The sequence below is a fragment of the Amycolatopsis sp. NPDC004378 genome (assembly GCF_053602455.1).
Genome location: NZ_JBSGDR010000037.1, coordinates 1 through 25,332, shown reverse-complemented (window position 1 = coordinate 25,332; position 25,332 = coordinate 1). Strand labels below are relative to the sequence as shown.

General features: G+C 67.3%; 25 protein-coding genes. 10 read left to right on the top strand and 15 right to left on the bottom strand.

Annotation, left to right across the window (positions count from 1 at the left end; genetic code table 11):
- Positions 1-34 precede the first annotated feature (34 nt).
- The 5 genes from ACWEN0_RS47190 to ACWEN0_RS47170 all read left to right on the top strand — a co-directional run bounded on the left by ACWEN0_RS47190 (position 35) and on the right by ACWEN0_RS47170 (position 6,943).
- Positions 35-1,345: a glycosyltransferase gene (locus ACWEN0_RS47190; protein ID WP_451988254.1), complete on the top strand. Its 1,311-nt coding sequence runs from the start codon at positions 35-37 to the stop codon at positions 1,343-1,345.
- A gap of 70 nt (positions 1,346-1,415) precedes the next feature.
- Positions 1,416-3,347 (top strand): ArnT family glycosyltransferase, encoded by a 1,932-nt coding sequence (locus ACWEN0_RS47185; RefSeq protein WP_451988252.1) that lies wholly within the window; start codon positions 1,416-1,418, stop codon positions 3,345-3,347.
- A 137-nt stretch (positions 3,348-3,484) separates the two neighbouring features.
- Positions 3,485-4,201, top strand: coding sequence for a response regulator transcription factor (locus ACWEN0_RS47180; protein ID WP_451988250.1), 717 nt, complete (start codon positions 3,485-3,487; stop codon positions 4,199-4,201).
- A gap of 17 nt (positions 4,202-4,218) precedes the next feature.
- A complete protein-coding gene (locus tag ACWEN0_RS47175; protein WP_451988248.1) occupies positions 4,219-5,658 on the top strand; it encodes a sensor histidine kinase in 1,440 nt (479 codons plus the stop codon).
- A gap of 925 nt (positions 5,659-6,583) precedes the next feature.
- Positions 6,584-6,943, top strand: coding sequence for a hypothetical protein (locus ACWEN0_RS47170; protein ID WP_451988246.1), 360 nt, complete (start codon positions 6,584-6,586; stop codon positions 6,941-6,943).
- Between the two features lie 89 nt (positions 6,944-7,032).
- On the opposite strand, the gene ACWEN0_RS47165 is transcribed toward ACWEN0_RS47170, so the two are convergent.
- Together ACWEN0_RS47165 and ACWEN0_RS47160 are read right to left on the bottom strand one after the other, a co-directional pair.
- A complete protein-coding gene (locus tag ACWEN0_RS47165; protein WP_451988244.1) occupies positions 7,033-7,992 on the bottom strand; it encodes a LysR family transcriptional regulator in 960 nt (319 codons plus the stop codon).
- A 228-nt stretch (positions 7,993-8,220) separates the two neighbouring features.
- The gene (locus ACWEN0_RS47160; protein ID WP_451988242.1) at positions 8,221-8,943 is read right to left on the bottom strand and encodes a G1 family glutamic endopeptidase; all 723 of its coding nucleotides are present in this window, start codon (positions 8,941-8,943) and stop codon (positions 8,221-8,223) included.
- 495 nt (positions 8,944-9,438) lie between these two features.
- Between ACWEN0_RS47160 and ACWEN0_RS47155 the strand changes: the two genes are divergently transcribed.
- The 3 genes from ACWEN0_RS47155 (at position 9,439) to ACWEN0_RS47145 (ending at position 10,828) form a co-directional block, all read left to right on the top strand.
- On the top strand, positions 9,439-9,840 hold the full coding sequence (locus ACWEN0_RS47155; RefSeq protein WP_451988240.1) for a hypothetical protein: 402 nt from the start codon (positions 9,439-9,441) through the stop codon (positions 9,838-9,840).
- Between the two features lie 54 nt (positions 9,841-9,894).
- Positions 9,895-10,236 carry a hypothetical protein gene (locus ACWEN0_RS47150; protein ID WP_451988238.1) on the top strand — a complete coding sequence of 114 codons (342 nt, stop codon included), beginning with the start codon at positions 9,895-9,897 and terminating at the stop codon, positions 10,234-10,236.
- Positions 10,237-10,408: 172 nt separating this feature from the next.
- A complete protein-coding gene (locus ACWEN0_RS47145; protein WP_451988236.1) occupies positions 10,409-10,828 on the top strand; it encodes a hypothetical protein in 420 nt (139 codons plus the stop codon).
- Between the two features lie 60 nt (positions 10,829-10,888).
- Here the strand turns inward: ACWEN0_RS47145 and ACWEN0_RS47140 are convergent, their stop codons facing one another.
- The 5 genes from ACWEN0_RS47140 to ACWEN0_RS47120 form a co-directional block, all read right to left on the bottom strand.
- Positions 10,889-11,662, bottom strand: a complete 774-nt coding sequence (locus tag ACWEN0_RS47140; RefSeq protein WP_451988234.1) for an SGNH/GDSL hydrolase family protein — start codon at positions 11,660-11,662, stop codon at positions 10,889-10,891.
- Positions 11,663-11,750: 88 nt separating this feature from the next.
- Positions 11,751-12,704, bottom strand: coding sequence for a peptidoglycan-binding protein (locus tag ACWEN0_RS47135; protein ID WP_451988232.1), 954 nt, complete (start codon positions 12,702-12,704; stop codon positions 11,751-11,753).
- A 178-nt stretch (positions 12,705-12,882) separates the two neighbouring features.
- On the bottom strand, positions 12,883-13,413 hold the full coding sequence (locus ACWEN0_RS47130) for a nuclear transport factor 2 family protein (protein ID WP_451988230.1): 531 nt from the start codon (positions 13,411-13,413) through the stop codon (positions 12,883-12,885).
- 450 nt (positions 13,414-13,863) lie between these two features.
- Positions 13,864-14,685: a CHAP domain-containing protein gene (locus tag ACWEN0_RS47125; protein WP_451988228.1), complete on the bottom strand. Its 822-nt coding sequence runs from the start codon at positions 14,683-14,685 to the stop codon at positions 13,864-13,866.
- A gap of 216 nt (positions 14,686-14,901) precedes the next feature.
- Positions 14,902-15,669, bottom strand: coding sequence for a helix-turn-helix transcriptional regulator (locus ACWEN0_RS47120; RefSeq protein ID WP_451988226.1), 768 nt, complete (start codon positions 15,667-15,669; stop codon positions 14,902-14,904).
- A gap of 365 nt (positions 15,670-16,034) precedes the next feature.
- Between ACWEN0_RS47120 and ACWEN0_RS47115 the strand changes: the two genes are divergently transcribed.
- Positions 16,035-17,006, top strand: coding sequence for a LysR family transcriptional regulator (locus tag ACWEN0_RS47115; RefSeq protein WP_451988224.1), 972 nt, complete (start codon positions 16,035-16,037; stop codon positions 17,004-17,006).
- Between the two features lie 95 nt (positions 17,007-17,101).
- On the opposite strand, the gene ACWEN0_RS47110 is transcribed toward ACWEN0_RS47115, so the two are convergent.
- The 7 genes from ACWEN0_RS47110 to ACWEN0_RS47080 all read right to left on the bottom strand — a co-directional run bounded on the left by ACWEN0_RS47110 (position 17,102) and on the right by ACWEN0_RS47080 (position 24,382).
- Positions 17,102-18,316, bottom strand: coding sequence for a cytochrome P450 family protein (locus ACWEN0_RS47110; RefSeq protein WP_451988222.1), 1,215 nt, complete (start codon positions 18,314-18,316; stop codon positions 17,102-17,104).
- Between the two features lie 32 nt (positions 18,317-18,348).
- Positions 18,349-19,890: a flavin monoamine oxidase family protein gene (locus ACWEN0_RS47105; RefSeq protein ID WP_451988220.1), complete on the bottom strand. Its 1,542-nt coding sequence runs from the start codon at positions 19,888-19,890 to the stop codon at positions 18,349-18,351.
- A gap of 91 nt (positions 19,891-19,981) precedes the next feature.
- A complete protein-coding gene (locus ACWEN0_RS47100; RefSeq protein WP_451988218.1) occupies positions 19,982-20,254 on the bottom strand; it encodes a hypothetical protein in 273 nt (90 codons plus the stop codon).
- 41 nt (positions 20,255-20,295) lie between these two features.
- The gene (locus tag ACWEN0_RS47095; RefSeq protein ID WP_451988216.1) at positions 20,296-20,739 is read right to left on the bottom strand and encodes a hypothetical protein; all 444 of its coding nucleotides are present in this window, start codon (positions 20,737-20,739) and stop codon (positions 20,296-20,298) included.
- A 150-nt stretch (positions 20,740-20,889) separates the two neighbouring features.
- Positions 20,890-22,098 carry an acyl-CoA dehydrogenase family protein gene (locus ACWEN0_RS47090; protein ID WP_451988214.1) on the bottom strand — a complete coding sequence of 403 codons (1,209 nt, stop codon included), beginning with the start codon at positions 22,096-22,098 and terminating at the stop codon, positions 20,890-20,892.
- Positions 22,099-23,171: 1,073 nt separating this feature from the next.
- The gene (locus tag ACWEN0_RS47085; RefSeq protein ID WP_451988212.1) at positions 23,172-23,828 is read right to left on the bottom strand and encodes a TetR/AcrR family transcriptional regulator; all 657 of its coding nucleotides are present in this window, start codon (positions 23,826-23,828) and stop codon (positions 23,172-23,174) included.
- Between the two features lie 83 nt (positions 23,829-23,911).
- Positions 23,912-24,382: a hypothetical protein gene (locus ACWEN0_RS47080; RefSeq protein ID WP_451988210.1), complete on the bottom strand. Its 471-nt coding sequence runs from the start codon at positions 24,380-24,382 to the stop codon at positions 23,912-23,914.
- Between the two features lie 294 nt (positions 24,383-24,676).
- Here ACWEN0_RS47080 and ACWEN0_RS47075 point away from each other — a divergent pair, with 294 nt between their 5' ends.
- Positions 24,677-24,946, top strand: a complete 270-nt coding sequence (locus ACWEN0_RS47075; RefSeq protein ID WP_451988208.1) for a hypothetical protein — start codon at positions 24,677-24,679, stop codon at positions 24,944-24,946.
- 66 nt (positions 24,947-25,012) lie between these two features.
- On the opposite strand, the gene ACWEN0_RS47070 is transcribed toward ACWEN0_RS47075, so the two are convergent.
- Entirely contained in the window at positions 25,013-25,228 is a 216-nt protein-coding gene (locus ACWEN0_RS47070) for a hypothetical protein (RefSeq protein ID WP_451988206.1), read from the bottom strand.
- Positions 25,229-25,332 lie beyond the last annotated feature (104 nt).

Genomic DNA, 25,332 nt, shown 5'->3' with positions numbered 1-25,332 from the left:
GGGAGGTCCCACGATCACCGCCCAGGCTGAGGTCATGACGAACTACAGCGAACGGATTCCCCCGATGCGGCAAGCTCCCGTCAACGGAGCGCTGGTGACGGAGTCGGCCGAACCATCCGGAGAAATCGCCCAGGTGGTGTCGCGGGAAGTTCGCGACACCCCGCCGGTCGTCGACGTGGTCGTGCCGGTCTACAACGAAGAACACGACCTCGTGCCGAGCGTTCGCCGGCTCTACGACTACCTGGACGCCGGGTTCCCGTTCTCGTTCCGGATTACCATCGCCGACAACGCGAGCACCGACAGCACCTGGAACCTGGCCCGCGCGCTCGCCGAAGACCTGCCCGAGGTCACCGCGGTCCGCCTGGAGGCCAAGGGCCGAGGGCGCGCGCTGCGCGCCGTGTGGTCGGCCAGCGACGCGCAGGTGCTGGCCTACATGGACGTCGACCTGTCCACCGACCTAGCCGGGCTGCTCCCCCTGGTCGCCCCCCTGGTCACCGGGCATTCCGACGTCGCGATCGGCTCCCGACTGGCCCGCGGCGCGCGGGTCGTGCGCGGTCCCAAGCGGGAGTTCATCTCCCGCTGCTACAACCTGATCCTCAAGAGCACGCTGCGCGCCCGGTTCTCCGACGCGCAGTGCGGTTTCAAGGCCATCCGCTCCGAAGTCGCACAAGGGTTGCTCCCGCTGGTCGAGGACACCGGCTGGTTCTTCGACACCGAACTGCTGGTGCTCGCCGAACGTTCCGGTCTCCGGATCCACGAAGTGCCCGTCGACTGGGTCGACGACCCGGACTCGCGGGTGGACATCGTCTCGACCGCGGTCGCCGACCTCAAGGGCGTCGCGCGGCTCAGCCGCAGCCTCGCTTCGGCGACCATGCGGGCAAAGCTGCCGACCGGCCTGCGCGCGGCACTCGCGGACCAGACACCCGGCGTACCGGCGGGAATGGGACGGCAGCTGCTGAGCTTCGCCGGCATCGGCATAGTGTCCACTTTGGCCTACTTGCTGCTCTACTGGCTGCTCAGGCCCGTCGTTGGGACTTTCGGGGCCAACGCGCTGTCCCTGCTGGTCTGCGCGGTCGCCAACACCGCGGCGAACCGGTTCCTGACCTTCGGCGTCCGTGGCCGCGGCGGGCGGACCAGGGCCCAGCTGGAAGGGCTGGTCGTCTTCGGGCTCGGGCTCTTGCTGACCACCGGGGCGCTCGCGGTGCTGCACGCCGCGTACCCCGGGCTGGGCACGCTGACGGAACTGGTGGTCTTGTGCGTGGCCAACGCACTGGCGACCTTGCTGCGTTTCGTGCTGTTCCGGAGCTGGGTGTTCAACCCGGCTCGCCACCACCAGGGAAAGTAGAACGACTTTGAGCGTCAGTCAGATCACGCCGGAAGCGCCGCCGCGAAGCACGGCTTATCCGCTAGAACGCGTGACCACCGCCATCCTGCTGGCCGCCACGGCCGGTCTGTACTTCTGGCGGCTGGGAGTCCAGGGCTGGTCCAACACCTATTACGCGGCCGCTGTGCAGGCGGCCACCAAGGACTGGAAGGCCTTTCTCTTCGGTGCCGTCGACTGGGGCAACGGCATCACCGTCGACAAACCCCCGCTGTCGACGTGGGTGATGGCGCTGTTCTGCCGGGTCTTCGGTTTCTCCCAGATCACGATGATCATCCCGCAGGTGCTGGCCGGCGTGGCCGCGGTCTACCTGGTTTACCGGATCGCGCGGGGCGTATCGGGCCCGGCAGCCGGGCTGCTGGCCGGGGTGGTCATGGCGCTGACCCCGGTCGTCGTGTCGATCTTCCGCAACAACAACCCGGACGCGATCCTCACCCTCCTGCTCGTCGCGTCCGCCGCGACTCTGCTCACGGCGGTCCGCACCGGCAGGCTGAAGTGGATGGCTTGGACCGGCGCCCTGGTCGGACTCGCTTTCCTCGCGAAGTCACTGCTCGCCGTCGTGGTGCTGCTGCCGCTGGCCGCAGGCTGGCTGATCGCCGCGGACACCGGTCTCGGGCGCCGGCTGGCTGGTCTGGCCGCCGGCGCGGGCGCGCTGCTGGTCAGCGCCGGCTGGTGGGTTGCGCTCGCCGAGCTGTGGCCCGCCGGTTCGCGCCCGTACATCGGGGGCTCGTCGGACAACTCGGTGCTGGACCTGATCTTCGGCTACAACGGCCTCGGCCGGCTCACCGGCGCCGAGCAGCCGGGCGGCGGCAGCGCGGGAATGCCCGGGCCGCCGAGCGGGATGGAGCTGCCCGGCGGGATGCAGCCGCCCACCGCGGGCGGCATGAGCTTCGGCGGCGGAACCGGGATCGGCCGGATGTTCAACGAGCAGTTCGGCGGCCAGATCGCGTGGCTGCTGCCCCTGGCTCTGGTCGCGGCCTTCCTGCTGCTCCTGCTGCGGTGGCGCGCCCCGCGCACGGACGCGACCCGGGCACTCGCGATCACGGCCGGGCTGTGGATCCTCGCCTACGCGGTGGTGTTCAGCTTCATGTCGGGGACGATCCACCGCTACTACCCCGTCGTGCTGGCCCCGGCGATCGCCGTCCTGACCGGTGCCGGCGCGGTCGAAGCCTGGCGGAACCGGGCCAGCCTGTGGGTGCGGCTCACGGCCGCCGTCACGGTGCTCGGCACGGCGGTGCTGGCCTACGCCCTGCTGCACCGGACGCCGGAGTTCCAGCCGTGGCTGAAGTTCGCGATCCTCGGCGCGGGGGTGGTGGCGGCCGTCGCGCTGTTCTTCGAATCCGGTAACGCCGCGAAACTGGGCACGGCCCTGGGGCTCGCGGCGGTGCTCGCCGGACCGGCCTCCTACAGTCTGGTCACGGCCGGGCACGCACAGCTGAGTCCCGATTTCGCGGCCGGGCCGAAATCCCAGCAGGAACTGCAAAGCGGCCGGCCGGGAGGCATCGAAGGGCTTCCTTCCGGGCCGGCTCCGTCGATGTCCATGTCCGGCGGGATGACCGAGCAGGCCGACCCCCAGCTGGTCAGCTTCCTGAAGCAGCACAAGGGAGCCGAACGCTGGGCAGCGGCAACGGTGTCCACCGTCAGGTCTTCGGTCTACCAGCTCGAACTCGGCGAGCCGGTGCTGGGGACCGGTGGGTTTCTCCGGTCGGATCCCTACCCGACCGTGAGCCAGCTCGAGGAGTACGTACGCACCGGCCAGCTCCGCTACTTCGTCACCAGTGACGAGGCCCAGCAGCTGATCGGGCAGCTGGAAAAGACGCTGGGAACCGCGCTGCCCGACCTGGGCGGCAGTTCGGCGATGCTCGGCAACACCGAGCTCACGCAGTGGGTCAAGAGCCACGGGAAGCTCGTCGACAGCAAGCTCACCGAGGGTCAGGAAGTCTACGATCTGGCTCCCACCGGATAAGCCGGAGGGGCAGGTGGCCGCCGCGCCACCTGCCCCCGCTCCCCCGATTGTACGGTTCGCGAGAAGAGTCCGGTTCCTGCGGGTGAATCCCAGGCGGCACCCAGGAAACTCCCAGGATCGCGGCTCACAATCCGGTCATGAAGACTGGTGGAGCCGCGCAGGCCAAGGTGCTCGTCGTCGACGACGAGCACGCGATCACCGAATTGGTGTCCATGGCCCTGCGCTACGAAGGGTTCGACGTCACGACCGCGCACACGGGCGCCGAGGCGCTGCAAGCGGCCGAGGCCGAGCACGCGGACCTGGCCATCCTCGACGTGATGCTGCCCGACACCGACGGCTTCACACTCGCCTCGCGCCTGCGGGCCCGCCGGTCGGACATCCCGATCCTGTTCCTCACCGCTCGCGACGCCGAACAGGACAAGATCCACGGCCTCACCATCGGCGGCGACGACTACCTGACCAAGCCCTTCAGCGTCGGCGAGCTGGTCGCCCGGCTCAAGGCCGTGCTGCGCCGGTCGGGAATGACCGAGCAGCAGACCGGCCCCCTGCGCTTCGACGACCTCGAACTGGACGAGAAGACCCGCGACGTGCGCCGGGCGGGCCGGCACATCGAGCTCACGGTGACCGAGTTCCGGCTCCTGCACTACCTGATGCTCAACGCGACCGTGGTACTCACCCGCGCCCAGCTGCTGGACCACGTGTGGACCTACGACTTCAACGGCGACGCGCGCATCCTCGAAACCTACGTCTCCTACCTCCGGCGGAAGCTCGAGGAACACGGGAGCAGGCTGGTCCACACCGTCCGTGGCGTCGGCTACGTCCTGCGGGAGTCCCGTTCGGACGGTCGGCCGTGAAAAGAGCCCGCCGTCCGATGTCCCTGCGCCGCCGGCTGACCGTCGTCCTCCTCGTTCTTTCCGCCGTGGGCATGATCGCGGCCGCGACGATCACCTACCGCGCCATGCGAGGCTTCCTGATCGACCGGCTGGACGAGCAGTCCACCGCGCTGCGGACCGCCGCGATCGCCCAGCTCACCGGTGGGCAGCTCCCGCCTGCCATGCCCGGCGCCGGGCTGAGCAGCCAGCCCAGCGTCTACACCGCGGTGGTCGACGCACGCGGCCGGGTCGTGCGCGCTTCCTGGTCCACCGAGGCCACCGAAGCACAGGCACCCGACCTGACCGGCTTCACCGGCGATCTTCCCGCCAGAACCGTGACCAACGCGGCCGGTCAGGAGTTCCGCACCTACGGCACGGCGATCAGCGGCGAACAGACCCTCGTGGTTGCGGTTTCCCTGGCCGACCTGCAAGCCACGCTCGGCCGGCTGCTCGTGCTCGAGACCGTCGTGTCGGGGGTGATCCTGATCCTCTTGGGCGGGCTGACCCTGGTCGTCGTCCGGCAGGGGCTGCGGCCACTGGAACGCATGGCCAGGACCTCGGCGGCGATCGCCGCCGGCGATCTCACCCGGCGCGTCGACCGGGCCGATGAGCGGACGGAGGTCGGGCAGCTCGGCGGGGCCCTCAACGTCATGCTCGCCCGGATCGAAGAGGCGTTCGCACAGCGCGCGGTGTCCGAGGAACGGCTGCGGAACTTCGTCGCCGACGCCAGCCACGAGCTCCGGACGCCACTTACGTCCATCTCGGGCTACGCCGAAATGTTCCACCGCGGCGCGGCGGCCGACCCGCAGGACCTGGCCGTGATCATGCGCCGGATACACGAGGAGTCTTCCCGCATGACCAGGATGGTCGAAGACCTGCTGCTCCTGGCCCGGCTGGACGAAAACCGGCCGTTGCAGACGGCCGACGTCGACCTGGTCCGCGTCTGCCGGGAGGTGGCGACCGACGCGACGGCGGCCGCTCCCGACCGGCCCATCTTCGTCTACGGCCCGGCTCACCTCGTCGTCCGCGGGGACACCGACCGCCTCAGGCAGGTCGTGACCAACATCGTGCGCAACGCCTGTGTCCACACGCCGGCGGCGACTCCGATAGAAATCCTGCTCCGGCACGACAACCCGTACTCGTCGGTGTGCGTCGAGGTCGTCGACCACGGCGGCGGCATCCCCGACAACCTCAAGCAACGGGTGTTCGACCGCTTCCACCGCAACGCGGGGCACCGGTCGCCGAGCACCGGCGGTGCGGGCCTGGGGATGGCGATCGTCGCCGCGATCGTCGCCGCCCACGGAGGCACCGTGACGATTCGCGACACTCTCGGTGGCGGCGCCACGGTGGCTGTCACCCTCCCTGGTGAAAGAGTAACCAGAAAGGTTGATTCCGTGCCGGTCGATCATGGTGTTCTTTTTCTGGGAAAAGAACAATGACGGTACATATTTTTCATATTGTCAACTGACAACACTCGAAACGCGCTTGACGGCTCGCTTTCGGCTAACGTTCGGAGTGGCGTCGGGTACAAAGCACCGCCGAGGAGTCCCCGACGTCCGATTTCCATCGCAGGATCAGCCACGTCGCCAGACCGTGCTTCCCCCCGCCACGGTGGCGACATGACCCCTGCGGTGGAGGCTGTGGCGCCGCGACGGCGCCCCCGAGGATCCGACCATCCCCGCGCGGCGCCACAGCACCCTCGTTTCCCATCAGCAGAAGTCCGCGGACTCTGGACGAAGAAGTTCAAGTCATGACTATTCGCATCCTTGACCTTGATAATGCGCATGGCACCCAAAGCCGTCGCCGTCGAAACGATCACTCAGCAAGCAGGAAAAACAAAAAATCCTGGAAAATCGGGAACGTACTTCGCCGCGGTCGACGTGGCGGAGTACGTCTCGAGCTTCGCTTCACCGGCCGCGGCGAGCGCCGCGGCCTTCCCGAGCGAGCTCTCGAAAGCCGATGAAAACATCCTCCGCGGCGCAGGTGTGCTCCCACGTCACCGCCTTCGCCTGGAAGGCGCAGGCCGACGGCGCCTTGGCCGGAAACCAGGCGCAGTAGGGTATTTCGGTCCAGGCAACGAGCACGTCCGATCGCCGGTCGGGGCAACACGGCCGGAGAGCACGAAGACATGCAGGACGACGACAACCTCGTCACCCGCACCGCGAAGATCATTGGTAAGTGACGAAGCAGCAGCCGCGCTCGTCGAGAACACAGACGCCAAGCGCATCGCATCGGGTGTTGCCGGCTCCCGCTACCGACGGCCGGTCTCCCAGCGTTTGCCCAGGTTATCCTCAGACGTGGCCCAGCACCGTCCTCCACTCTTTGTGGGCACAGCACAACAGACCACGAAAGAAGGGGACGCGAATGCCATCTGTGAAGGCCACGAGCAGGATCGCCGCGATCGCGGGCGGGCTCGCACTGTTGCTCACGGCCTGCGGCGAGGACACGTCGACGTCGACGACTCCGTCGTCAACCGCACCGCAGCAGTCCTCGAACGACCCCGCGGCGATCGAAAAGTGCCTGAAGGACAAGGGGATCGAGATGCCGTCGGGTGGCGCAGTTCCCAGTGGGATGCCGAGCATGCCGTCGCGCACCGCGACGCCAACCGGGGTTCCGGGCAACCTCCCGAGCGGGGCGATGCCCCAGATGGACGAGAAGTCCAAGCAGGCGCTCAAGGACTGCGGCGTTCCGGTCGACCAGATGCCGCAGGGTTCGGGTACCTGACCCCGATACGATCAAGGGTGGGACAGTCCGCCGAGGACTGTCCCACCCTTTCCCTTGCCTCACCCTGCGACGAATACGATGCTGCCGGGTCAGGACATCGGGGAAGCGACTCCCGGGAACAGGTCGGGGTAGCTGCTGATGATCCGCCAGTAGGGCCGGACGAGCCGGGCCCGCGAGGCGTAGCTGTCGCAGGCGATCGAGTGCACGCTCTCGGCCGTGGCGATATCGACCGTCATCGGGTTCCACGCCATGAACAGGTGCGCGGCGATGCGCGGCGACTCCAGGCGCACGGCCACCAGGGACTCCTGCGCCGACAATGTAGACAGTGGACTGGAGAGGGCGATCCGATCCCCGTTCACCACCATGTGCAGACCGGCGAGCAACGTCGACGGCATGATGTCGAGCGCGCCGGCGCGCTCGAGCACGGCACGTTCCCACGATGACGAGATCGTGTCGGCCTGGTTGATCAGCCACTTGGCCTTGGTGAGGTCTTCGAGCCGCACGGACGGCGCGGACGCCAGCTCGTGCCGCACACTGCAGAGCACGGAAACCGGTTCACGGACGACGCTGCGCATGTGCGCCTGGACCGGCGTGTGCAGTTGCTGTCCGGGGAACTGGTGTGCGAGCACCAGGTCGAGCTCGCCGCGATCGAGCTGGCGCAAGGTCAGGGCCGGGTCCCCGATCGATCCGTGGACCTGGACGTTCGGCGCCAGCTTGGTGACGGCCGACAGCCCGTCCGCACCGTAGGGCTCGCTGGCGGCGACCCGCAACGTCCTCGGCGCGCCGAGGACGCCCCCGGTGTCGAGCGCGCTCTTGGTGTCTTTCCACTGCGAGAAGATGCGGTTGGCGCCCTGCAGCATCACCTGCCCCTGACCGGTGAGGTTGACCGAACGGGTGGTTCGTTCGAACAAGCGCACGCCGATGGCGCGTTCCATCCGCGCCACGCGCTGGGAAACGACGGTGACGGAGACCTCGAGCCGTCGAGCAGCACGGGTGAACGAGAGCTCTTCGGCGACCACGCGGAAGGCTTCCAGCTCGTCCCAGTTCATCGCTTTCCTCCTTGGGCATGAACCACGTTCACCCATGACGGGTCGCGGCAGCCGGTTCGGCTGCTGCGAGCGGATCCAAAAATCGGCAGGGCGGTCGCCGGAACGGCCACGACGGAGCTCGTCGAGGCCCCGCACCGGATCGACAACCTGAATTTAACAATCAACCGGCACCGTCAACCCGAGCCGGTGTTGTCACTTGACAACTTGCCCGGAAGAGGGCGCTCAAGATCAACTCGGCCGGCGCCAGGTGACCGTGAAGGCGTTGTCCACCAATTCGCTCGTGCGCGCCTTCGTCACTCCCGTGACACTGTTGACCATGGCCAGGGAGTCGAGGTCGGTGCGCGACTGCGCGGGCACCCCGTTGACGGTGACGTCGGTGAAGGTGACCGATCCGAAGTCCGCGAGCGGGACGATGCCACCGCCGTTCGCCGGTGCTTCGGCGACGACCTCGGCAGAAGCGCCGGGGTGGACGGCCTTGTCGACCTGGGTGCGCGACCAGCCACGCGTGCTGTCCGACAGCGTCATCACCCACTCCCCGGCCGCGTTCTTGCCCACTTCGGCGTGCAGGTGGTCACCGGGTTCGACGGCCACGTCCCACCGGGACTCGGACGCGGGCAGCACCTCGTACCAGGCGTAGTACTCGGCGACCCCGTCGCGGCAACGAGCCTTCGAACCGGTCTGCTGCAGGTGACTGTTGGCGTAGCCGTCGATTCCCACCCAGAACGACGAGGACCGGTAGTCGTTCGTGCAGGAGACGGCCGGCTGCGTCCACGAGGCCGAAACTGAGGTGAACGCCCCCGAGACCCCCGCTGCCGCGTAGCCGGCCCAGTTGTCCAGCTTCACGTAGCTGCCGTTTGCCTCGCCGGCGGCCCACGCGGGCTGTCCCGAGAGCACACCGAGCGCCGCAACCGCCGAAAGTACGGCCGTGGCCGTTTTGACCTTGAAACCCATGACCCACTCCACCCAACGTCCGGGACCCACCACCGGATGGGACTGTCTGGCCCCCAGCCAACCGATCGACGAAGGACCTTCGTTCGTCCTTCCGGCGGAATTACCTCCTGATTCTGGATGGAAATTCACACGTTGGGTAGGAGTCAGTTCGTTCACAAACCGCGCATTACTGTGAAGTTCCACTTCAAAGAACCGGTAGGAGCCGTCTTCCCGAGCAAGTGACCGGAATTACCGACTTGACACCACGAGCAACGACAAGGTATGCCGAACTCTTCACGCGCCAGGCGTCCCCACCACACGAAACTCGATTTCAGAGCGGATCCGTACCGTCCGCGCCGTCAAAACAAAATGCTCGTCAATAAGTTATTGACAATGAAACGAAACCGTCCGCATCTGTGTGAGAATGACGTTTCCGGGGTGAACGACGGATAGCCTCCCACCTGCAGTCACTCCGACCGGGTCACTGAAAACCCCTCGACAAGGAATGTGAACGGGATGCCGAAGAACCTCAAACTTACCCTGCCTGTCGCCGCCGCGATGGCGGGGGGCGCCTCCCTGCTGCTGATGGGCGGGGTCGCCCACGCGGACCCCGGCCCGTACTCCTGGAAGTCCGGGTCGTCGGCTTACGTGTATTTCTATGCGAAGGACAGCTCGGCCCAGTCCATCTACGAGGCTGACCGGCAGGCCGACGAGCAGGGCAAGAGGCAGGCCGTCGACCAGGCCAACGCCAACGCCAACGAAGAGTGCCTTTCCCGAGGCTGGGCGTCATGGAAGCAGGAGGCAGGTTACGCCCCCACCTACACCGGGCCGGTCCGCTACAAGGCCGGCCCGGACAACTCGGGGTCCGTCAAGGTGACGGTCACCTGGGCGGCGAGCGTCTACGGTCAGTGCATCTGACCTGCGCCGATCGCCGAAAAGCTCACTGAAAGCACAAAACTAGGAGAACCAGCGATGCGTCTCAACCTCATCGGCATCGGCGCGGGGGCGATCGTCGGCCTCGCCGCCTTCGCCGGCAGCGCGGCCGCGGCCGAGCCTGCGACCACCCAGGACTGTGACTGGGCCACTGCCCAGTCGAGCAGCCAGGTGAACAGCTCGACGGCCTACACCACGACGATCACGGTCGCCGGCTGCGGCAACCACGTCAAGGTCGTCACCAAGTCCGGTGACTCGGCGAAGGCCGCGACCGCCAAGGACGGCGCCGGTGACGGCACCTACACCGCCGGTCCGGCCCGTTACGTGGCGTACGAAATCTACTACGACGACTACCTCGAAGAAAGCGGTTCTCAGGGCTGATTCTTTCGGACAGCTGCGTTTCGTCCCCGAACGAGGTATCGTTCGGGGACGAAACATGTCCGGAACGGGAACAGATACCGTCGAACAGGCCGATGACGCTCCTGTCACGCCGGAATTCCCGAGCAATGAGACGAGGCTCGTGGTGAACCAGAATTCTTCGCTCCGGCGGTTCATGAAGCCTCTCCACAGCGACGTCAGCCAGGCCGAACACCTGCAGCTCAAGATCATCGAACGCAACGGGCGCACCGACTGGGTCCTGGCCGCCGGCTCTGGTGACATGCTGGCCCGGTCCCAGGTCAGCTTCGTCGACCACGCCGAGTGCGAGCGCCACTTCCGCTGGAGCATGGCCAAGATGCACCGGTCGCGCGTGGTCCCCTACGCCGACGGGTGGTGGTGGGTGCTGCCCGGCGAGGGCGAGGGCACCGTGGCGACGTCCGGCGCGGTCTTCAGCAGCCGGTACCGGTGTCTGGAGCACCTCAGCCGCTTCCGGCGGCTCGCCCGGCGCATGCCTGCCGCGTTGAGCCACCGGAAGGCGCACTACGGCAGCATGGCCCTGATCTCGGTCCTGCCTGGAACCGCCGGAGACGAATGAACCGCAAAGGTGCTCCGCCCCGGAGAGTCGGGACGGAGCGCCTTTTGCCGTTCGCCGGGGTCAGAGCACGGCGCGCAGCGCCGGGAGGTACCCGTCCCGGTAACCGGTCTTGCTCGGGTGGTAGGAGTCGCTGAGCGGCAAGGAAGGCCCGTTGAGCCAGGGCTGGGACGCGCAGACGGCGTGCCCGGCGAACCGGTCGCGCACATCCACGTAGCGTGCCCCCTGGGCCGCAGCCGCGGCCGCGGTGACCCGGGCGATCACGTCCGCCCCCCTGTTGATGTGCTCACGCCGCTCCACGCTCACCGCACCGAACCCGCAGTTCGTGGTTTCGTAGAGCCGCGGGTAGCCGACGACGACCAGCTTCGCGTTGGGCGCTTTGGCCTTGATCTTCTTGTAGGTCCCCTCGAGCTTCGCCGACAGCTCGGTCTCGGCGTAGCTGACGGCCTTGTCGACCGCGCCGAAGCACAAGTCGTCCGTCCCGAGCCGGCACGAGAGGACAACGGAGATGAATCCCGCGTCGTTTCCGCCGACCGTGATCGTGACGACGTCGGTGTTCGGGGACAGCCCACCGAGCTGGTCGCGTTCGACCGACGAGGTCGTCGCGCCGCCGCACGCGGCGAAGGTGAACGAACTCGTGTTGCCTGCCGCCCACAAGGCCGTTGCCGCGGACGAAGACCGCTGGCAAGTGCTCGAAAGATCGTAGGAGCCGGTTCCGGTACCCGACGCGTAGGAGTCTCCCAGCGCCACGTAGTCGACCTGCGCCGCGTTCGCCGGCGACACCGTGGTCAACGCCGCCGCGATCGCGGCGGCGACGACCGCCGTGCCTCTGGCCACTCGCGTCCTGCCCCGCACTGTCATGTGTTTCCTCACCTTCCGGACTGGACCGGCCTCGTCGCCGGTCTCCGCTGGGCCCATCACGGGTTCAGTACGTGCAGCCACTGCTTGCCAGACTGCTCGGCGCGGGCACCGAAGTACCGTCGTAGAGCGCGAGGAGCATCGCCTGGGGACAGCGGTTGGCACCGTAGACGCGGACCTCGAAGTGCAGGTGCGGGCCGGTGACGTGACCGGTCGCCCCGGTGTAGCCGACGAGGTTCCCCGCGCTGACCCTGGCCCCCGACGAAACGGACCGGGAGCTCAGGTGGCAGTACTGGTAGTAGGCGCCGTCGTCGGCGTTGATTCCGATACCGAGCCCGCACGAGTCACCGACGTACTTGACCGTGCCCGCGGTGATCGCGTACGTGCGTTCACCGGTGGAAGTCGGCAGGTCGATCGCCGGGTAGTCGTGGTGCGGGTCGTCGTATTCCGAGCGCGGCAGGACGCCGCGGTCGAGGACGAGCGCATAGCCGCCGGACGCACCCTGCGCGGACGAGCCGGCGAGCCACTGCCAGGTGGTCGTGCCGATCTGTGAACCGCCCGTGAGGCCGTGCGCGGACTTGAAGGCGTTGATCGCATCGACGGTCTTGGCCCCGAAGGACCCGTCGACGGTGAGGCCGTAGCCGGACTTGTTGAGCAGAGTTTGAGCCGCTCGTACGGCGTCGTTGCCGTCCCCGCTGTTCAGCGTCGGGACCAGCCGCTCCCACGTCACCGAACCCACGACGCCATCGCCCGAGATGTTCTGCGCCGCTTGGAACGACTGCACGGACGACTTCGTCTGGCTGCCGAACGAGCCGTCCGCGGTCACGGTGTAACCCCGGTAGCGCAGCAGGAACTGGACAGCCGAAACGTTGGCCCCGCTCGAGCCCGAAGACAGCACCGGCCAGTCCGGCGTCGCCGCCCCGGCGACACTCGCGGTCGCCACCCCGGTGAGCAGGAGCGCGGGCAGGACCACCGCCAGTCCGCGCACGAACCGGCGGGCGACGGAGTTCAAAGATCGCATGAATTCCTCGCAAAGTGGAGAGAGGGGGAAAAACTCTCAGCCACTATGCGTCGCACACCGGAGAAGATAAAGAGCACCCCGTTGCACAGTGCGGGTTTATTGTGTAGCTCGCCTTCAGAGCAGGCGGGGTCGAGTGCCCGGCGCCGGAACGATCACCGGCGCCGGGACGGTTCCCGGCTCAGCCGAGGGCCTTCACCAGTTCGGCCGTGTCGAAGTAGTAGAGGATGTCGCCGGTGATCTTGCCGCCCGAAACCGAGAACTTCTCGGTCAGTGGCTGGTCGACGGCGGTTCCCGTCGACTTCGCCGTGACGTTCCAGCGGGCGTCGGCGTAAACGACGTCGCAGTCCGCGTGCAGCGTCGTCGCACCGAGCTTGCTCGTGTCCCAGGCCGCCGAGATGGCGGCGCCGTAGTCACCGAGGTGGTCGACCGTGTAGGTTCCGCCGTACGGCAGCGAAGAGGGAACCTTCACCGTGCCGCCGGAGGACCAGTAGTTCTTGATGCCTTCCTCGCTCTTGCCGGAGAGCAAGGCGTCCTGCCAGGCCTGCACGACAACAAGGTTCGCCTGCTTCTGCCTTTCCGAGCAGGAGGTCTTGGCGGTCTGGTCGGTCGCGGTCTGCGACGCGGCACCGGCGGTGGGACCGGCGGCGACCACGACCACGCCGATCGCGGCTGCCGCCGCGAAGCCGCCGATGATCTTGCTTACTGACATCAGAACCTCCATAAAGGACTGTCTAGCTTCCCCTCTCTACGGTACAAGCTCAGGAACGCAATGCACCTGGGAGTTCGCCGAGTAGTATGTGGACTAACGCTGGGAAGAGCGGGTCGCACGAACCGCCGAGCGCAATCCGGCTTCTTCGACGCCGCGTCGGTCCGGACTCCGCGGCCGCGGTGCGCCGCAACGCTCGGCATCCGTCAGCGACGTGCCGCCTCACCCGTCGCCAGGTCCCTGGCGAACGGCCCGCGAATCAGGGCGCCTTCTCACCGAAGGATGGGGTGCGGTGAGCGAACTTCCCGAACGACACTCAAGCCAAGCCGGACTGATCGGCGTCGAGCTCGACCAAAGATTTGACGATGCGCGGGTAGCTGGGATTGCTTCGGATGAATCGACTGACTCTTTCGGCAGTGGCGACGAATGGCTGCTCTCGGCCGGCCGGGACGGTCAGGTGGCGAGGATGTACTTCATCCCCGAGACGGAGCGCACGGTCCGCGTGCTCCACTGGTTGAGGTTGGGCGCGTTCATCTCGACGATCCGGATGTAGCGCCCGTCCGGGCGGTCCTCGACGGTCCGCACCCAGCCCATGTGACCGGTGGTCTGCGAGGCGCCGTAGACGCCCGGCTGGAAGACCACGATGGACTTCGCGTACGGGTAGTCCGTGGTCGTCCAGCCGTGCTGACCCGCCGTGGTCGCGATCTCCGCGGCAGTCGCTCCCGCGAAGTAGGGCCAAGCTCCCGTCGCGTTGTGCCATTCGATGAAGGCACCCCAGGTGCACTGGCCTTCGGCACCGTAGTTGTACCCCACCGTGTCACCACGGTTACGGCCGATGGAACCGTATTGCGCCGTGCCCGCGTTGGCCCATTGGAAGCTGCCGCCCTGGTAGAGCACGACGTTGCCGTCGTTCTGGACGATCAAGCAGTCGCCGGAAGAGGTGTTCGACGCCCAGACGGCCGTCGAACCGGCGTAGAGCACGAGGTTCCTGTCGTTCTGCAGCACGAAACGGTCGGCACCGGTCGAGGTCGTGTTGCTCGCCCAAAGCGCCGCGTTGGTCTGGGTGTCGTATTCGACGAGATTGGCGTCGCCCTGGAACACCAGCTTGTAACGCTGGTCCGCGGACCGCAGCTCTTGCCCGCGGTTCAGCTGCTGGCCGGCAGTCATGGAACACGAATCGGCATGGGCGAGGCCGACCACACCGGGCACGAACAACGCCGAAGCGGTCGCGAGTAGCAGCGTCAGGGTCGTCGCACGCCAACGGGTCCAGCTCATCCACGCCTCCGGGGAACGGTTCTCGAATCGAACACCGCCAGGTTAAGCAGGGCCTTTTCCCGCACGTCGAGCCGTGAGCACCCGGCACAAACACCGTGGGGACTCTTGCGCGAGAACGAAAAAAGCACCCGAACCGGGTAGCCACGACACGGTGTTCCGATGTGCGCTTCACCAAAAATCGGAAGGGAACGAGAAGTCCCCGCACCAGCCGGAAAGTCAGGTGTCCCGACCCGTGATGACCGACGAACGTACCCGGGGAGGCCACACCCGGATGTCGAACACGTCGTGGTGGAATGCGCGCGCGACGATCTCCGCACGCCCCGTCGCGCCGAGCCGGTCGCCGACCACGCCCAGGTGCCGGACGACGGCCTGCCTGCTCACGGCGAGTGAGCGCGCGATCGCGGCGTCCGTGTGTCCTTCGGCGACCCGCTCGAGAATGGCCGCCTGGCGCGGGGAGAGCCGGACGAACGTGCGCTCGTCGGGGAGCTGCCAGGTGCTCGGGACAACCGTGGCGAAGCAGGCGTAGCCACCCTGACGAAGAGGCACCCCCACCGCGGTCACCACGACGGGCACCTGGCCGCCCGACCTGGTGAAGAGGACCTTCTCCAAGGTGTAGGACTTGCGGCGACCGGCACGAACGTCCTGGAGGAGAGGGATTTCTTCGGCCTGGTTGGCGACCGGTGTGATGTCCTGCCAACGGCGCGCCTGCAGCTCGAGCACGCCGAAGCGCAGCAACCGGGCCAGCGCCACGTTGACCTCGATCAGCCGGTCGTCGACGGCGAGCGCCATCGGCACCGGGCTGTGGCTGAAGATCAGCTGGATCCCCTGCTCCTGCTCGACGAACCGGGTGGCCATCTCCTGGACGAACCGGGTGGTGGAGTGGGCGCAGCCGACGACGCCGGGAAGGTCGAGCGACCGGCACGCCGTGGCCGGCTCAACGGGCGGGAGCGGTTCGGCCGCGCTCACCATCGACAGTTCTGCCATCGGTCCATCCCCTTCGCGACCCCCCGGGCCAATGGTGGCACACCAACCGGAGAACCGCGTCTCCGACGTCGATTTCGCACCTCGATCGAAGCAAGCACGGCTGGGAAGTCAACGAGAGAAACCTGGGAGTTTCCCGAGAACAATCTGAAAAGATTTTCACTTTGAAGGAGAGGAACCAAGGGCAGGGAGTAGCACCACTGATCGCTTGACAGAAAAGCTACCGAGAATAACCGCACCAGGACTCAAGTTCACTATATCAAGTGAATGATTTTCGAAGCTCCTGCACCATGGAAGTAACGAGCGTCACCAAGAGTGTCATCCGTTGGCCGCTTGCCGCTTCTGGTCCGAGGCGGTAGAAATCTCCCGTGAACTGGGAAGATCTGCGAACATTCCACGTCGTGGCGGAAGAGTTGTCGTTCAGCAAAGCGGCCACGCGCCTGCACGTCTCGGTTTCCGCGGTATCCCAGCGCATCCGGCGGCTTGAACGCGAAACAAAAGCCGCGCTGCTCAACCGGACGACGACCAAGGTGGAACTCACCGAAGCGGGCCGGATCCTGTTGTCGGCGGCCGCGAACCTCAACCAGACCTGGGAAGACGCCAAGCGGCAGGTCACCCAGTTGGGCCTGCCCGACCGCGAAGTGACCCTCGGACAGTACCGCGAAACACCGCGGGCGATGCTCGAGCGAATCGTCGACGCGAGCCCGGGCATCGACTGGCAGTTCCGCTACTACGTCGACGCGAAGCGTGGCCTGGACGATCTCCGGGACGGGACCCTGGATCTCTTCATGTGGTCGACCTGGTCCAGCGAAAACGTCACGTCTTCGCTTTCCGTAGCCGATCTCGACACCGTCGACATCGCGCGGGAACGGTTGTGGGTCCACATCCGCGCCCACCACCCACTCGCAAACGGGCCCGGCGTGCAGCTGGCCCAGGCGCTCGATTTTCCGTGGATCTCCCCGGTCGCGGACCAGGCGGACCTGATGCGGGCCATCCTGCTCGACCTCGGCGGCCGGCTGCCGAGGTTCGACCACGACGTCGAATCGCTCGAAGACATGAACGAAATCCTGCGGATCAGCGACACGATCTGCCTTTGCCCGCCCGGTGCCAAGCCTTCGCCCGGTTTGGTCGTCCGTCCGCTCAGACCGTCGCCGCGTTCGCGTTACGGGGTGAGCCGCGTGGCCGGACGAACGGACGTCGCGCCCGTCCAGGAAGTCCTGGCCCGCGTCTACCGTCGTCGCTATGCAGAAAAGATGCGCGAGTGGAACCCGGCGCACTGGGGGTACATGCTGGCGAACGCCGCGGACTACCCCGGTGTCGTCGACATCCCGGAACTGTGAACCCTCGTCTGGCCGGCGCCGGCCAGACGAGAATCACAGTGAAGGGGTGGTGCCGGCCCGGCCCGGACCGGCACCACCCCTTCAGATCCCGGCCGTCACCGGGACGACCGGAGCCGGACCGGCAAGGTCCGGGGTCCGCGGCTGGAAATCGACCTCGTCCACTCGAAGCCGCCCGAGGGGGAAACGACTTCGAGACCGGGGTACCGGGTGTACAGCATCGAAAGCGCGGCGAGGATCTCGGTTCGCGCCAGTGAAGCGCCGAGACAGTGATGCAGGCCGTAGCCGAACGTGATGTGCGGCAGATGCTCACGTTCGATGTCGAAGCAGTCGGGCTCTTCCCACCGGGCCGGGTCACGGTTCGCCGCGGCGTGGCTCACCACGACCGGTTCGCCCGCGGGGATCCGGACACCTTCGAGAATCGTGTCGGTACGCGCGAACCGGAAGTACGAGTTCGTGATGCTGGTGTTGTACCTGAGCAGTTCCTCGACCGCCTTCGGCCACTTCTTCGGATCGTCCGCGAGCAGATCGCGGGCGAAGGGATGGGCGTCGAGCGTGAGCACCGAGTTGGCGAGCAGGTTGACCGTGGTCTCGTGGCCCGCGACGAGCATCAGCCGCAGCTGGTCGGCGACTTGGGACCGGGACAGCGTGGTGAACCCCTCGGAAGCGCGGATCAAGGCAGTCGTCAGGTCGTCGGACGCCTCTCTCTCCTTGCGGTCGACCAGGGTCTCCAGGTAGAAGCCGATCTCGGCGTGTGCCTTGACCGCCGCGTCGGTGTCGGTGCCGAACAGGTGGTGCGCCCACCACCGCAGCTGCGGGCGCTCGTTCATCGGCACGCCGAACAGGTGGCAGATCACCCCGATCGGCAATAGCTCGCAGAGCGCTGGCATGAGGTCGACGGTACGGCCGGACACCGGCGACACCTGCTCCACCAGAGTGCGCGTCAGGTCGTTGATGAAGGGTCGCAGGCGGTCGATCTGGCGTTTGGTGAAAGAAGCTTGCATCGTGCGGCGCAGCAGCGTGTGCTCCGGCGGGTCCGTGGTGAACATGTTCTCGCCGGACACCAACGCGATTTCGGCGGTGATGGGCACGTGCCCTTCCTGGTACGCGCGCCAGTTGTCGAGACTTTTGAGGAAGTCTTCGCTGCCCAGGACGTGACGAACCGACTCGTAACCGGTGACCAGCCAAGCGACGACGCCGCCGGGCAGGAACACCTGGGTGACCGGACGGGACGACCGCAGGAGGCCGAGCTGGAAATCGGGGTCGGCGTAGTAGAGCTCGTCGTCGAAGAGCCGGTAGGGGGTTTCGGTCATTTCGGGATCTCCGTGGTGGTTCGTGGGGACGGTCAGCGGACGGCGGTGGCGGACACCTGCTTCAGCAGGCTTTCCGCGGCGTCGACACCCGACCGGGCCGCACCTTCCATGAACCCGCCGTAGCCGAGCGACGTGTGCTCCCCCGCGAAGTGCACGCCGCCGGCGGCCGTCGAAAGCGCCCCGCGGAGCGCGGTCCACCAGCCGGGCGTCGGGCAGGCATAGCTGCCCAGCGCGTAGCGGAAGCTCGGCCAGTGAAACCGAGCGGTGGGCAAGCCGCGCTGCGTCGCGGCGATTCCGGGGAAGATCTGGTCGGCGTCCCGCAGGACGCGCTGCACCTGCCCGGCTACAGCGCCCTCGCCGAGGGCGACACCGGCCTCGCCGCCCGTGAAGTTGGTCAGGACGCCCTGTTTCCCCGGCAGCAGCCGGGAGGTCTCCCAGAGCGTCTGCATGCTGAGGTCGCTGTAGACGCTGCCGTTGGTGTGGTAGCGCTCCCGCCAGACGCGTTCGTCGTAGCCGATCATCAGCTTCGCGTTCGTCCCGTAGGCGGTCTCGCGGATGTGCCGCTCCTGGACCGGCGTGAGACCGATGTCCAGCCGAACCTGCCGGAGAGTCGTGAGCGGTATGGCGAGCACCACCGCGTCGGCGGTCACGTCGCGGCCGGTCACCCCGTCGGCGAACGAGAGGGCGTAGCGGCCGGCTGCTGTCCGCCGGACGTCCTGCAGGGACCAGCCGAGCCGGACCTCCGCGCGAAGGGAATCCGCGAGCGCCTGCGGGATCTGCTGGTTCCCGCCGCGGACGTGGAACCGCTCGTCGCTGGCGCCGAAGATCTCGAACTCCCCCGTCTTCGTGCCGATGGTGCTGAGCAGGTTCAACGCGGACTGGCGGTCGATCTCGAGGCCGTACTCGGTGGTGTAAGCGACGTCGAGCAGGTCGCGGATGACACCCGTGATCCGGTGCGAGCTCAGCCAGTCGTCGATGCTGAGCTCATCGAGCCGCTGCGCGTTTCGCGGGGTGAGGTAGGTGATGTCCCCGTCGTCGAGCTCGGCCAGATCGCGGACTAGGGCGTCCCGCACCGGTGTGAAGGCCGCGACAATCTCGTCTTCGGCGTAGGCCCGGCCCCGGAAGAAGTAGGTGTCCTGCGCGACCGTGGTGTCGAGCCGGTAGTCGTCGAGCGTGAGCCCGAACCGCTCGGCCAGGCCCCGCATCGTGGTGTGGTCGGTGTCGATCAGCTCACCGCCGAGCTCGATCGCCTGCCCGGGCAGGAATTCGGGCACGGACATGACCCGGCCGCCGACTCGTCTTTGTGCTTCGTAGACCGTCACCTGGGCACCGGCGGCGCACAGCCGGTCAGCCGCCGAGAGCCCGGCGAGACCGGCACCGACCACGGCGACGCGAAGGCCGGCCGCCGCGCGGGCCGGCGTGGCCGGGACGGCCGCGAGGCCGGTGGCCACCGCAGCGGCGCCGGCCGCCTTGAGCACCGTGCGACGCGACAACGCCGGGGAGCCGTCGCCACCGGCCGCGGAGCGGGCGAACGAGGTGCGCAATGCGGCGAGCAACGGGGTCCGCGAACTCACATTTTCTCCTTTTCGGTGAACGGGCCCGCCGGATCAGGCGGGCCCGGGGGAGCACCCGGACTACCGGGTGCGGTGAGCCGGGATTTCCGGTTCACCGAGCTCTGCGACGGGCACGGCGGGCGGCGTCGCGCTCCCGGACGAGATCGAACTCGTCGATCATCGTCATCGCGATCTCCATTTTCAGTGCGCGTGCCGTGTAGAGGAGGTCCCGAAGCCGGCTGACGTCCTCCAGCCCCTGCCACGGCTCCCGGCCGCGCAGTTCGAGCGCCATGTCCGCGACGTCGAGGGCAGTCCTGGCGACCCACGCGAGTGGGTCCGCGCTGTCGACGCCCGCGGGGATCCGGGAGCGCAGGTGGGCTCGCATGGACAAGACATCCTCAATCGGCTCCAAGCCGCCGGCGGTGGTCACGGCGCGCTGGCCTCACGGACGGAAACACCCGACAGGAAGGCCGTCAACGGCTCCTTGAGGTCGGCCGGTTCGTCGAACGACGCGTACGTCGTCGGCGAAATTTCGTCGAGGTCCCGCAACAACGTCGTCTGGATCGGCGCCGAACTGTGCACGGCGATGAACATCGGCAAGCCCAGCACGAAAACGTTGTAGGCGATTTCGAAAGCGCCGGATTCACTGATCCCGGTCCGGACCACGATCATCGCGTCGGCTTCGTCCAGCAGGGCGAGCCGGTGGCCGCGGAACGATCGCGGCGAGAACGACAGCCCGGTGGATTCGGTGAAGCGCTCGCGGAAGTCCTGCGCCGACGTCGCCTTCGAACCCGTGAGGACGCGCAAGGGGAAGTCGCCCGACAGCCCGCTCACGACGTCGAGGACGCCTTGCACCCGCTCACGGTCCACCAAGGACGACCGTGTCAGCGGCTGACGGACGAACAGCTTGCGCAGCGCGTCCGTCGGGGTGTGTCCCGGCGGCGCAGGTTCTTGTGCCCAGGGCAGCACGTTTTCTTCTCGCTTTCTTTCCGGTTCGGGGAACTGCCGGAGTGCGTGACTTCAGGGCCGCTCGGAAATCGCGGGCGCCGGCTCGGTGGGCGCCTCCGCGCTGGGCAGGTAGTCCCCCAGTGCGATCTCCGCGAGCCGTTTGCGGTGGATGTCCGAGGTCCCGGCCGGGGCGAGCACCATGAGGACATCACGCCAATACTGCTCGGGCCGCCAAGGCGCGGTGACGCCACGGCCGCCGAAGAGGTCGACGAGATCGGCCGCGGATTCGCGCACGGACTCGACACCGGTGAGTTTGGCCAGTAGCAGCGCCTCGTCGGCCGGTAGCCCGTGGTCGAGGCATGCCGCAGCCTCGTGCAGCAAGGTCCGGCAGATCGTCACCCTGGCCCGGATGGCGCCGATCTTCACACGAGCCGACTCGAGCTCCGCGAGCGGCTTGCCGCGCACCACGCGGAGCTCGGTGGCGAATTCGACCGCCTCGTCGAGCATCGCCTGGTGCAGGCCCAGCGCGACTGCCGCGAGATTGGGCTTTCCCCAGCCGGTGGAGACCTGGTGCGCTATCTCCAGGCCCTGGCCGACTTCACCGATCCGGTCGCCGTCCCGGACCCGCACCCGGTCGAAGACGATCTCCGCCAGCCCGAACCCGTGCTGGCCGGAAGTGTCGTGCCGGACACCGGGACGAACGCCCTCGCGCTCCGCGGAAACGACGAAGGCCGTCAGGCCGTCCGTTCCGGGGCCGGTGCGGGCGATGACCCCGTGGTAGTCCGCGATGGCGCCGTTCGCGATGAGCCACTTGCGGCCGGAGAGCTCCCACGCGCCGTCCTCGGCCCGGGTGGCGGTGAGCTCGATGTCCCGCAGGTTCGAGCCCGCCTGAGGCTCGGTCATGGCGATCGAGATCAGTTTGCGCCCTGCCGCGAAGTCCGGCAGCCAGCGGAGCTTCTGTTCGGTGCTGCCGAAGTCGACGATCATGGCCGCGCCGAGCGAGCCGGACTGCAGGGTGTTGCCGGCCGCAGCATTGACGCGCGACGTTTCTTCGATCGAGATGAGCCGTTCAAGATGTCCGAGGCCGACGCCACCGTAGACCGCCGGGATCGTGAAGCCGATCCACCCGGTTTCGGCGAGCCACCGGACCGCGGGCCAGTAAACGGAACCACCCGAACAGGCCTCGATTTCACCGGTCATGCGGCGCAGGCCGGTGTCGAGGTCGTGGCGGAGCCGGGCCCTGAGCACCTCCGCCCGCAACCGCTCTTCGCGCAAGGGCATGGCGGAAGAGTGGCAGTGCGGGCAGCCGCCCGGCCAACACTGTGCGACCGGACGGGAAAAACGGAGTCATTTTTGCTTCCAAAGAAAAAGTTGGCCCGCTGGTGTTGGTTCGAGCTTACAACCGACCCGCCTCTATGAAGCGAGGATTGATCGAATTCTCCGCGGCGCCGCCGAATACCGGCGCTGTCCGTGCAGCACCCGTGAGTGAGTAAGGCCCGCTTCGCCGTGGTCCGTTTCGGCGCGCTGCAACGGCCTGGCGACGGGCGGACCACCGGCCGACGTCGAGCGAGCCGCCGCATGGTCCGCTCGCGACGCTCTCGGACGAGCCCGAAAGCCGACAGGACGTGTGGAGCGGCGATCAAGTGGCCGCGGGCTCGTTCGCCAGTCCGCCGCAAGCAGACTTTGAATTTTATCGCAAGAATGATTCAGGAATACCAAACATTTGAAAAGCATCGGACCGGCACCTGGTAACGCGAACTGCGGCTACAGGGCGATTTAGGCCGGGCGACCCGTGTCACTCGATCAAGCGATCAAGGCTGGTCGAAAGCAACCCGAATGGACAACTGTCAACTTCTACCGGGCCGCACCGCCCGCGACCACGACGACGCCGTGTCGCGGGTACGACCCGGAATCCACGCGGCCACTCATACCCGGGAGACCAGCTATATGGACCACAGTGCTCCCAGTGCTTTTGCCCTCTGCCTCCTCGGCACGACGTTCCTGCTCTGCGCCTACCGCTGTTACGCCGGACGCTCGTCACGGGGCAGACACACCAAGGTTCACCGGCCGGCCCAAGCCCCTTCACCCAGCAGCAGCGGCGCCGCGCCCATGGCGGATACCCGGCCGGCCACGACCGAACAGGAGGACAGCAGTCCACACCCGGTTCACCGCGCACCGGTTTCCGCGGAGTTCCTGCGGCCGCCCGAGAACCCACGATGGGCCTACCCGGTGGAATGCCCGACCCAGCCGCTTTACCTTCGGGAACGACTGCTCGCCGACGGCGATGTCGAGGCCAGCAGGGTGATCCGGCCCCGGGGAAGCTCCGAAAGCCTGCACGGGTGAAGCCGCCGGGATCACCCGGTGGGATCGGGGAGACGCAGGCCGCCGACGATCAGCGCCGCCACGGCGTCCGCGTGCTCGGCCCGGCCCTCCGGGGTGAGCGGCTCTTCGCCGAACAGGTTCATCGTGAGTGCGTTGCTGCTGAACGGTGCCCCGCAGCCGAAGGTGATGAGGTGGAAGACGGCGCTGACCGGCACCGGCCGCAGCCGGCCAGCCCCGGCGAGATCTGTGTAAAGCGGGCCGAGCCGGGCGTGGATCGGCCGGATGTAGACGTCGGTCAGGTAGTCCAGCCGCGCACCCGCGCGCGCCGACTCGGTGCAGATCAGCCGGAGCAGATCGGGCTGGTCGGCGGCGTGCAGCGTGATGGCGCGGATCATGGCGTGAAGCCGCTGCTCGAAGGAATTCCCTTCCTCGTCGACCCGGATCAGCTCACCGATCAGGCCGCCGAAGCCCCAATCGACCGAGGCGTACCAGAGCCGCTCCTTCGTGCCGAAACGCTGATGCAGGAGGTTGTGGCTGACGCCGAGGGCGCGGTTCAGGTCGCGCACGGACACCCCGTCGTATCCTCTGGTCGCGAAGTGGTGCAGCGCGGTTGCCAGCACCAGTTCCTCCGGCGCCGGGTCGTCCCCGTTCCGCGGGCGGCCTTTCCGAGATGCGGCGGCAATCGACATGCCGACGATAGTAGGCCATTCACCCCGCGAAAGCCGAGGAGCCGTGGTGGCCGGACCCGGGATCCGGCCACCACGCTTTCATCTCAGGCGTAGGAAACGCCGCTCGTGTCCATGTAGGCCACATTGCCGTAGGCGCTGCTCAGCAGCACGCTGCAGACGTAGGTGGCGAGATCGGAAACGGCGGCGCCACCCGCGAGGACCGAAGCCACGTACTTCATGGCCGACCGGCTGACCGCGTACCCGACCACGACGAAGACGTCGACCTCTGGGTGCGTGGCCAGGACCAGGGTGATCGCGGCGGCCCCGAGGGTAAGCAGAACCTTTTCCACCCGCCCCGGGCAGCTGTTCGGGTTGTTCGTGGCGATCGACGCCGCCGAGGCGGTCCGGGTGGTTTCACCAGGTGTCACCAGTGCGAAGAGCTCCGCGGAACGGGCCGTTGCGGCTTCGGTCACCCCCGAAGTGGTCCGCACCTCCCCCGCGGCAGCGGACGAGACCCCGCCCAGCGACAGCGAGACCCCGAGAAAGAGTGCGACCACAGTGACGAACTTGCGCATGGACTTCCCTTCTGCTCGAAAAGTGCTGCCGGAACACAGCACGAGAAGCGTGACAGACGTGGCTGCGAGCAGGAAGAAAGTGCGTCTCACCGACATACTCACCGCGTTTTTTGTGGCAAACCATTCAGTCGAATAACTGTGTTCACCGAGAGTTCACAATTCTTTTTCGCCGGGCCGGTTGCCGAGCATTTCGCCCCGACACGGGCGGGTTTTGCCGATCCGATAGTTGATCCGTTCGGGTGGCGGAACGTAGCGAGGACGACGCATCACGAAAGATCGTGCATCATTCGGCAGATGAACCCTTCCCTCCGACGAACCGCGGACCACACCGAGGCCGACGTCCTCCGCGGCCAGGTGCTCGCCGAACTGCGGTTCGCCGCAGCGCAGTGCGCGAGCTGGTACACCGAGCGCGAACGGTTGATCCAGCAGGCCATCGGCTTGCGTGTGTCACGCAGGCAGGTCACACACGTCGCGTCACTGAGCCACCCCGCGGAAGAACGGTCTTCCGCCCCGCTCCCCGGCCCAGTGGGCGAACCCGCGACGAGCGGACTCGCGAGCCGCTGAAGAAGACGACCGCGGCCGACCGGTCACCGCGCTGCGAGGAATCCGGTCGGCCACCGCCGCTTGGTGTCAGTAGAGTGCGTACAGGTCGGTGCCGGCCCCGGTGGCAAGGCGGCACTGGGTGCGGTAACCCTTCCAGAAGTTGTTCGCGGCGCTTTGGCACTCCGCCGAAGAGCCGTAGTTGCCGACGTCGTGCCACGTAGCCGCTTCCGCGGCGGGCTGCAGCAGGAACGACGCGCCAAGCGCGAGCGCACCCGCGGCGATCCCCTTGCCGATCTTGTTCATCAGTTCGTCCTCGTCACAGCGAGGTGCCGCTGCGGAGGAAGCCTTCCTTGTCCGCGTCGAGGATCGCCACCAGCGACACCTCCGGCAGGTCGAGGCCCTCCCGC

Bases quoted from the DNA above. Each gene is read 5' to 3' on its own strand.
- ACWEN0_RS47190 (WP_451988254.1), top strand. From the start codon at position 35: ATGACGAACTACAGCGAACGGATTCCCCCGATGCGGCAAGCTCCCGTC.
- ACWEN0_RS47180 (WP_451988250.1), top strand. From the start codon at position 3,485: ATGAAGACTGGTGGAGCCGCGCAGGCCAAGGTGCTCGTCGTCGACGAC.
- ACWEN0_RS47175 (WP_451988248.1), top strand. From the start codon at position 4,219: ATGTCCCTGCGCCGCCGGCTGACCGTCGTCCTCCTCGTTCTTTCCGCC.
- ACWEN0_RS47170 (WP_451988246.1), top strand. From the start codon at position 6,584: ATGCCATCTGTGAAGGCCACGAGCAGGATCGCCGCGATCGCGGGCGGG.
- ACWEN0_RS47165 (WP_451988244.1), bottom strand. From the start codon at position 7,992: ATGAACTGGGACGAGCTGGAAGCCTTCCGCGTGGTCGCCGAAGAGCTC.
- ACWEN0_RS47160 (WP_451988242.1), bottom strand. From the start codon at position 8,943: ATGGGTTTCAAGGTCAAAACGGCCACGGCCGTACTTTCGGCGGTTGCG.
- ACWEN0_RS47155 (WP_451988240.1), top strand. From the start codon at position 9,439: ATGCCGAAGAACCTCAAACTTACCCTGCCTGTCGCCGCCGCGATGGCG.
- ACWEN0_RS47150 (WP_451988238.1), top strand. From the start codon at position 9,895: ATGCGTCTCAACCTCATCGGCATCGGCGCGGGGGCGATCGTCGGCCTC.
- ACWEN0_RS47145 (WP_451988236.1), top strand. From the start codon at position 10,409: ATGAAGCCTCTCCACAGCGACGTCAGCCAGGCCGAACACCTGCAGCTC.
- ACWEN0_RS47135 (WP_451988232.1), bottom strand. From the start codon at position 12,704: ATGCGATCTTTGAACTCCGTCGCCCGCCGGTTCGTGCGCGGACTGGCG.
- ACWEN0_RS47130 (WP_451988230.1), bottom strand. From the start codon at position 13,413: ATGTCAGTAAGCAAGATCATCGGCGGCTTCGCGGCGGCAGCCGCGATC.
- ACWEN0_RS47125 (WP_451988228.1), bottom strand. From the start codon at position 14,685: ATGAGCTGGACCCGTTGGCGTGCGACGACCCTGACGCTGCTACTCGCG.
- ACWEN0_RS47120 (WP_451988226.1), bottom strand. From the start codon at position 15,669: ATGGCAGAACTGTCGATGGTGAGCGCGGCCGAACCGCTCCCGCCCGTT.
- ACWEN0_RS47110 (WP_451988222.1), bottom strand. From the start codon at position 18,316: ATGACCGAAACCCCCTACCGGCTCTTCGACGACGAGCTCTACTACGCC.
- ACWEN0_RS47100 (WP_451988218.1), bottom strand. From the start codon at position 20,254: ATGCGAGCCCACCTGCGCTCCCGGATCCCCGCGGGCGTCGACAGCGCG.
- ACWEN0_RS47090 (WP_451988214.1), bottom strand. From the start codon at position 22,098: ATGCCCTTGCGCGAAGAGCGGTTGCGGGCGGAGGTGCTCAGGGCCCGG.
- ACWEN0_RS47085 (WP_451988212.1), bottom strand. From the start codon at position 23,828: ATGTCGATTGCCGCCGCATCTCGGAAAGGCCGCCCGCGGAACGGGGAC.
- ACWEN0_RS47080 (WP_451988210.1), bottom strand. From the start codon at position 24,382: ATGCGCAAGTTCGTCACTGTGGTCGCACTCTTTCTCGGGGTCTCGCTG.
- ACWEN0_RS47075 (WP_451988208.1), top strand. From the start codon at position 24,677: ATGAACCCTTCCCTCCGACGAACCGCGGACCACACCGAGGCCGACGTC.
- ACWEN0_RS47070 (WP_451988206.1), bottom strand. From the start codon at position 25,228: ATGAACAAGATCGGCAAGGGGATCGCCGCGGGTGCGCTCGCGCTTGGC.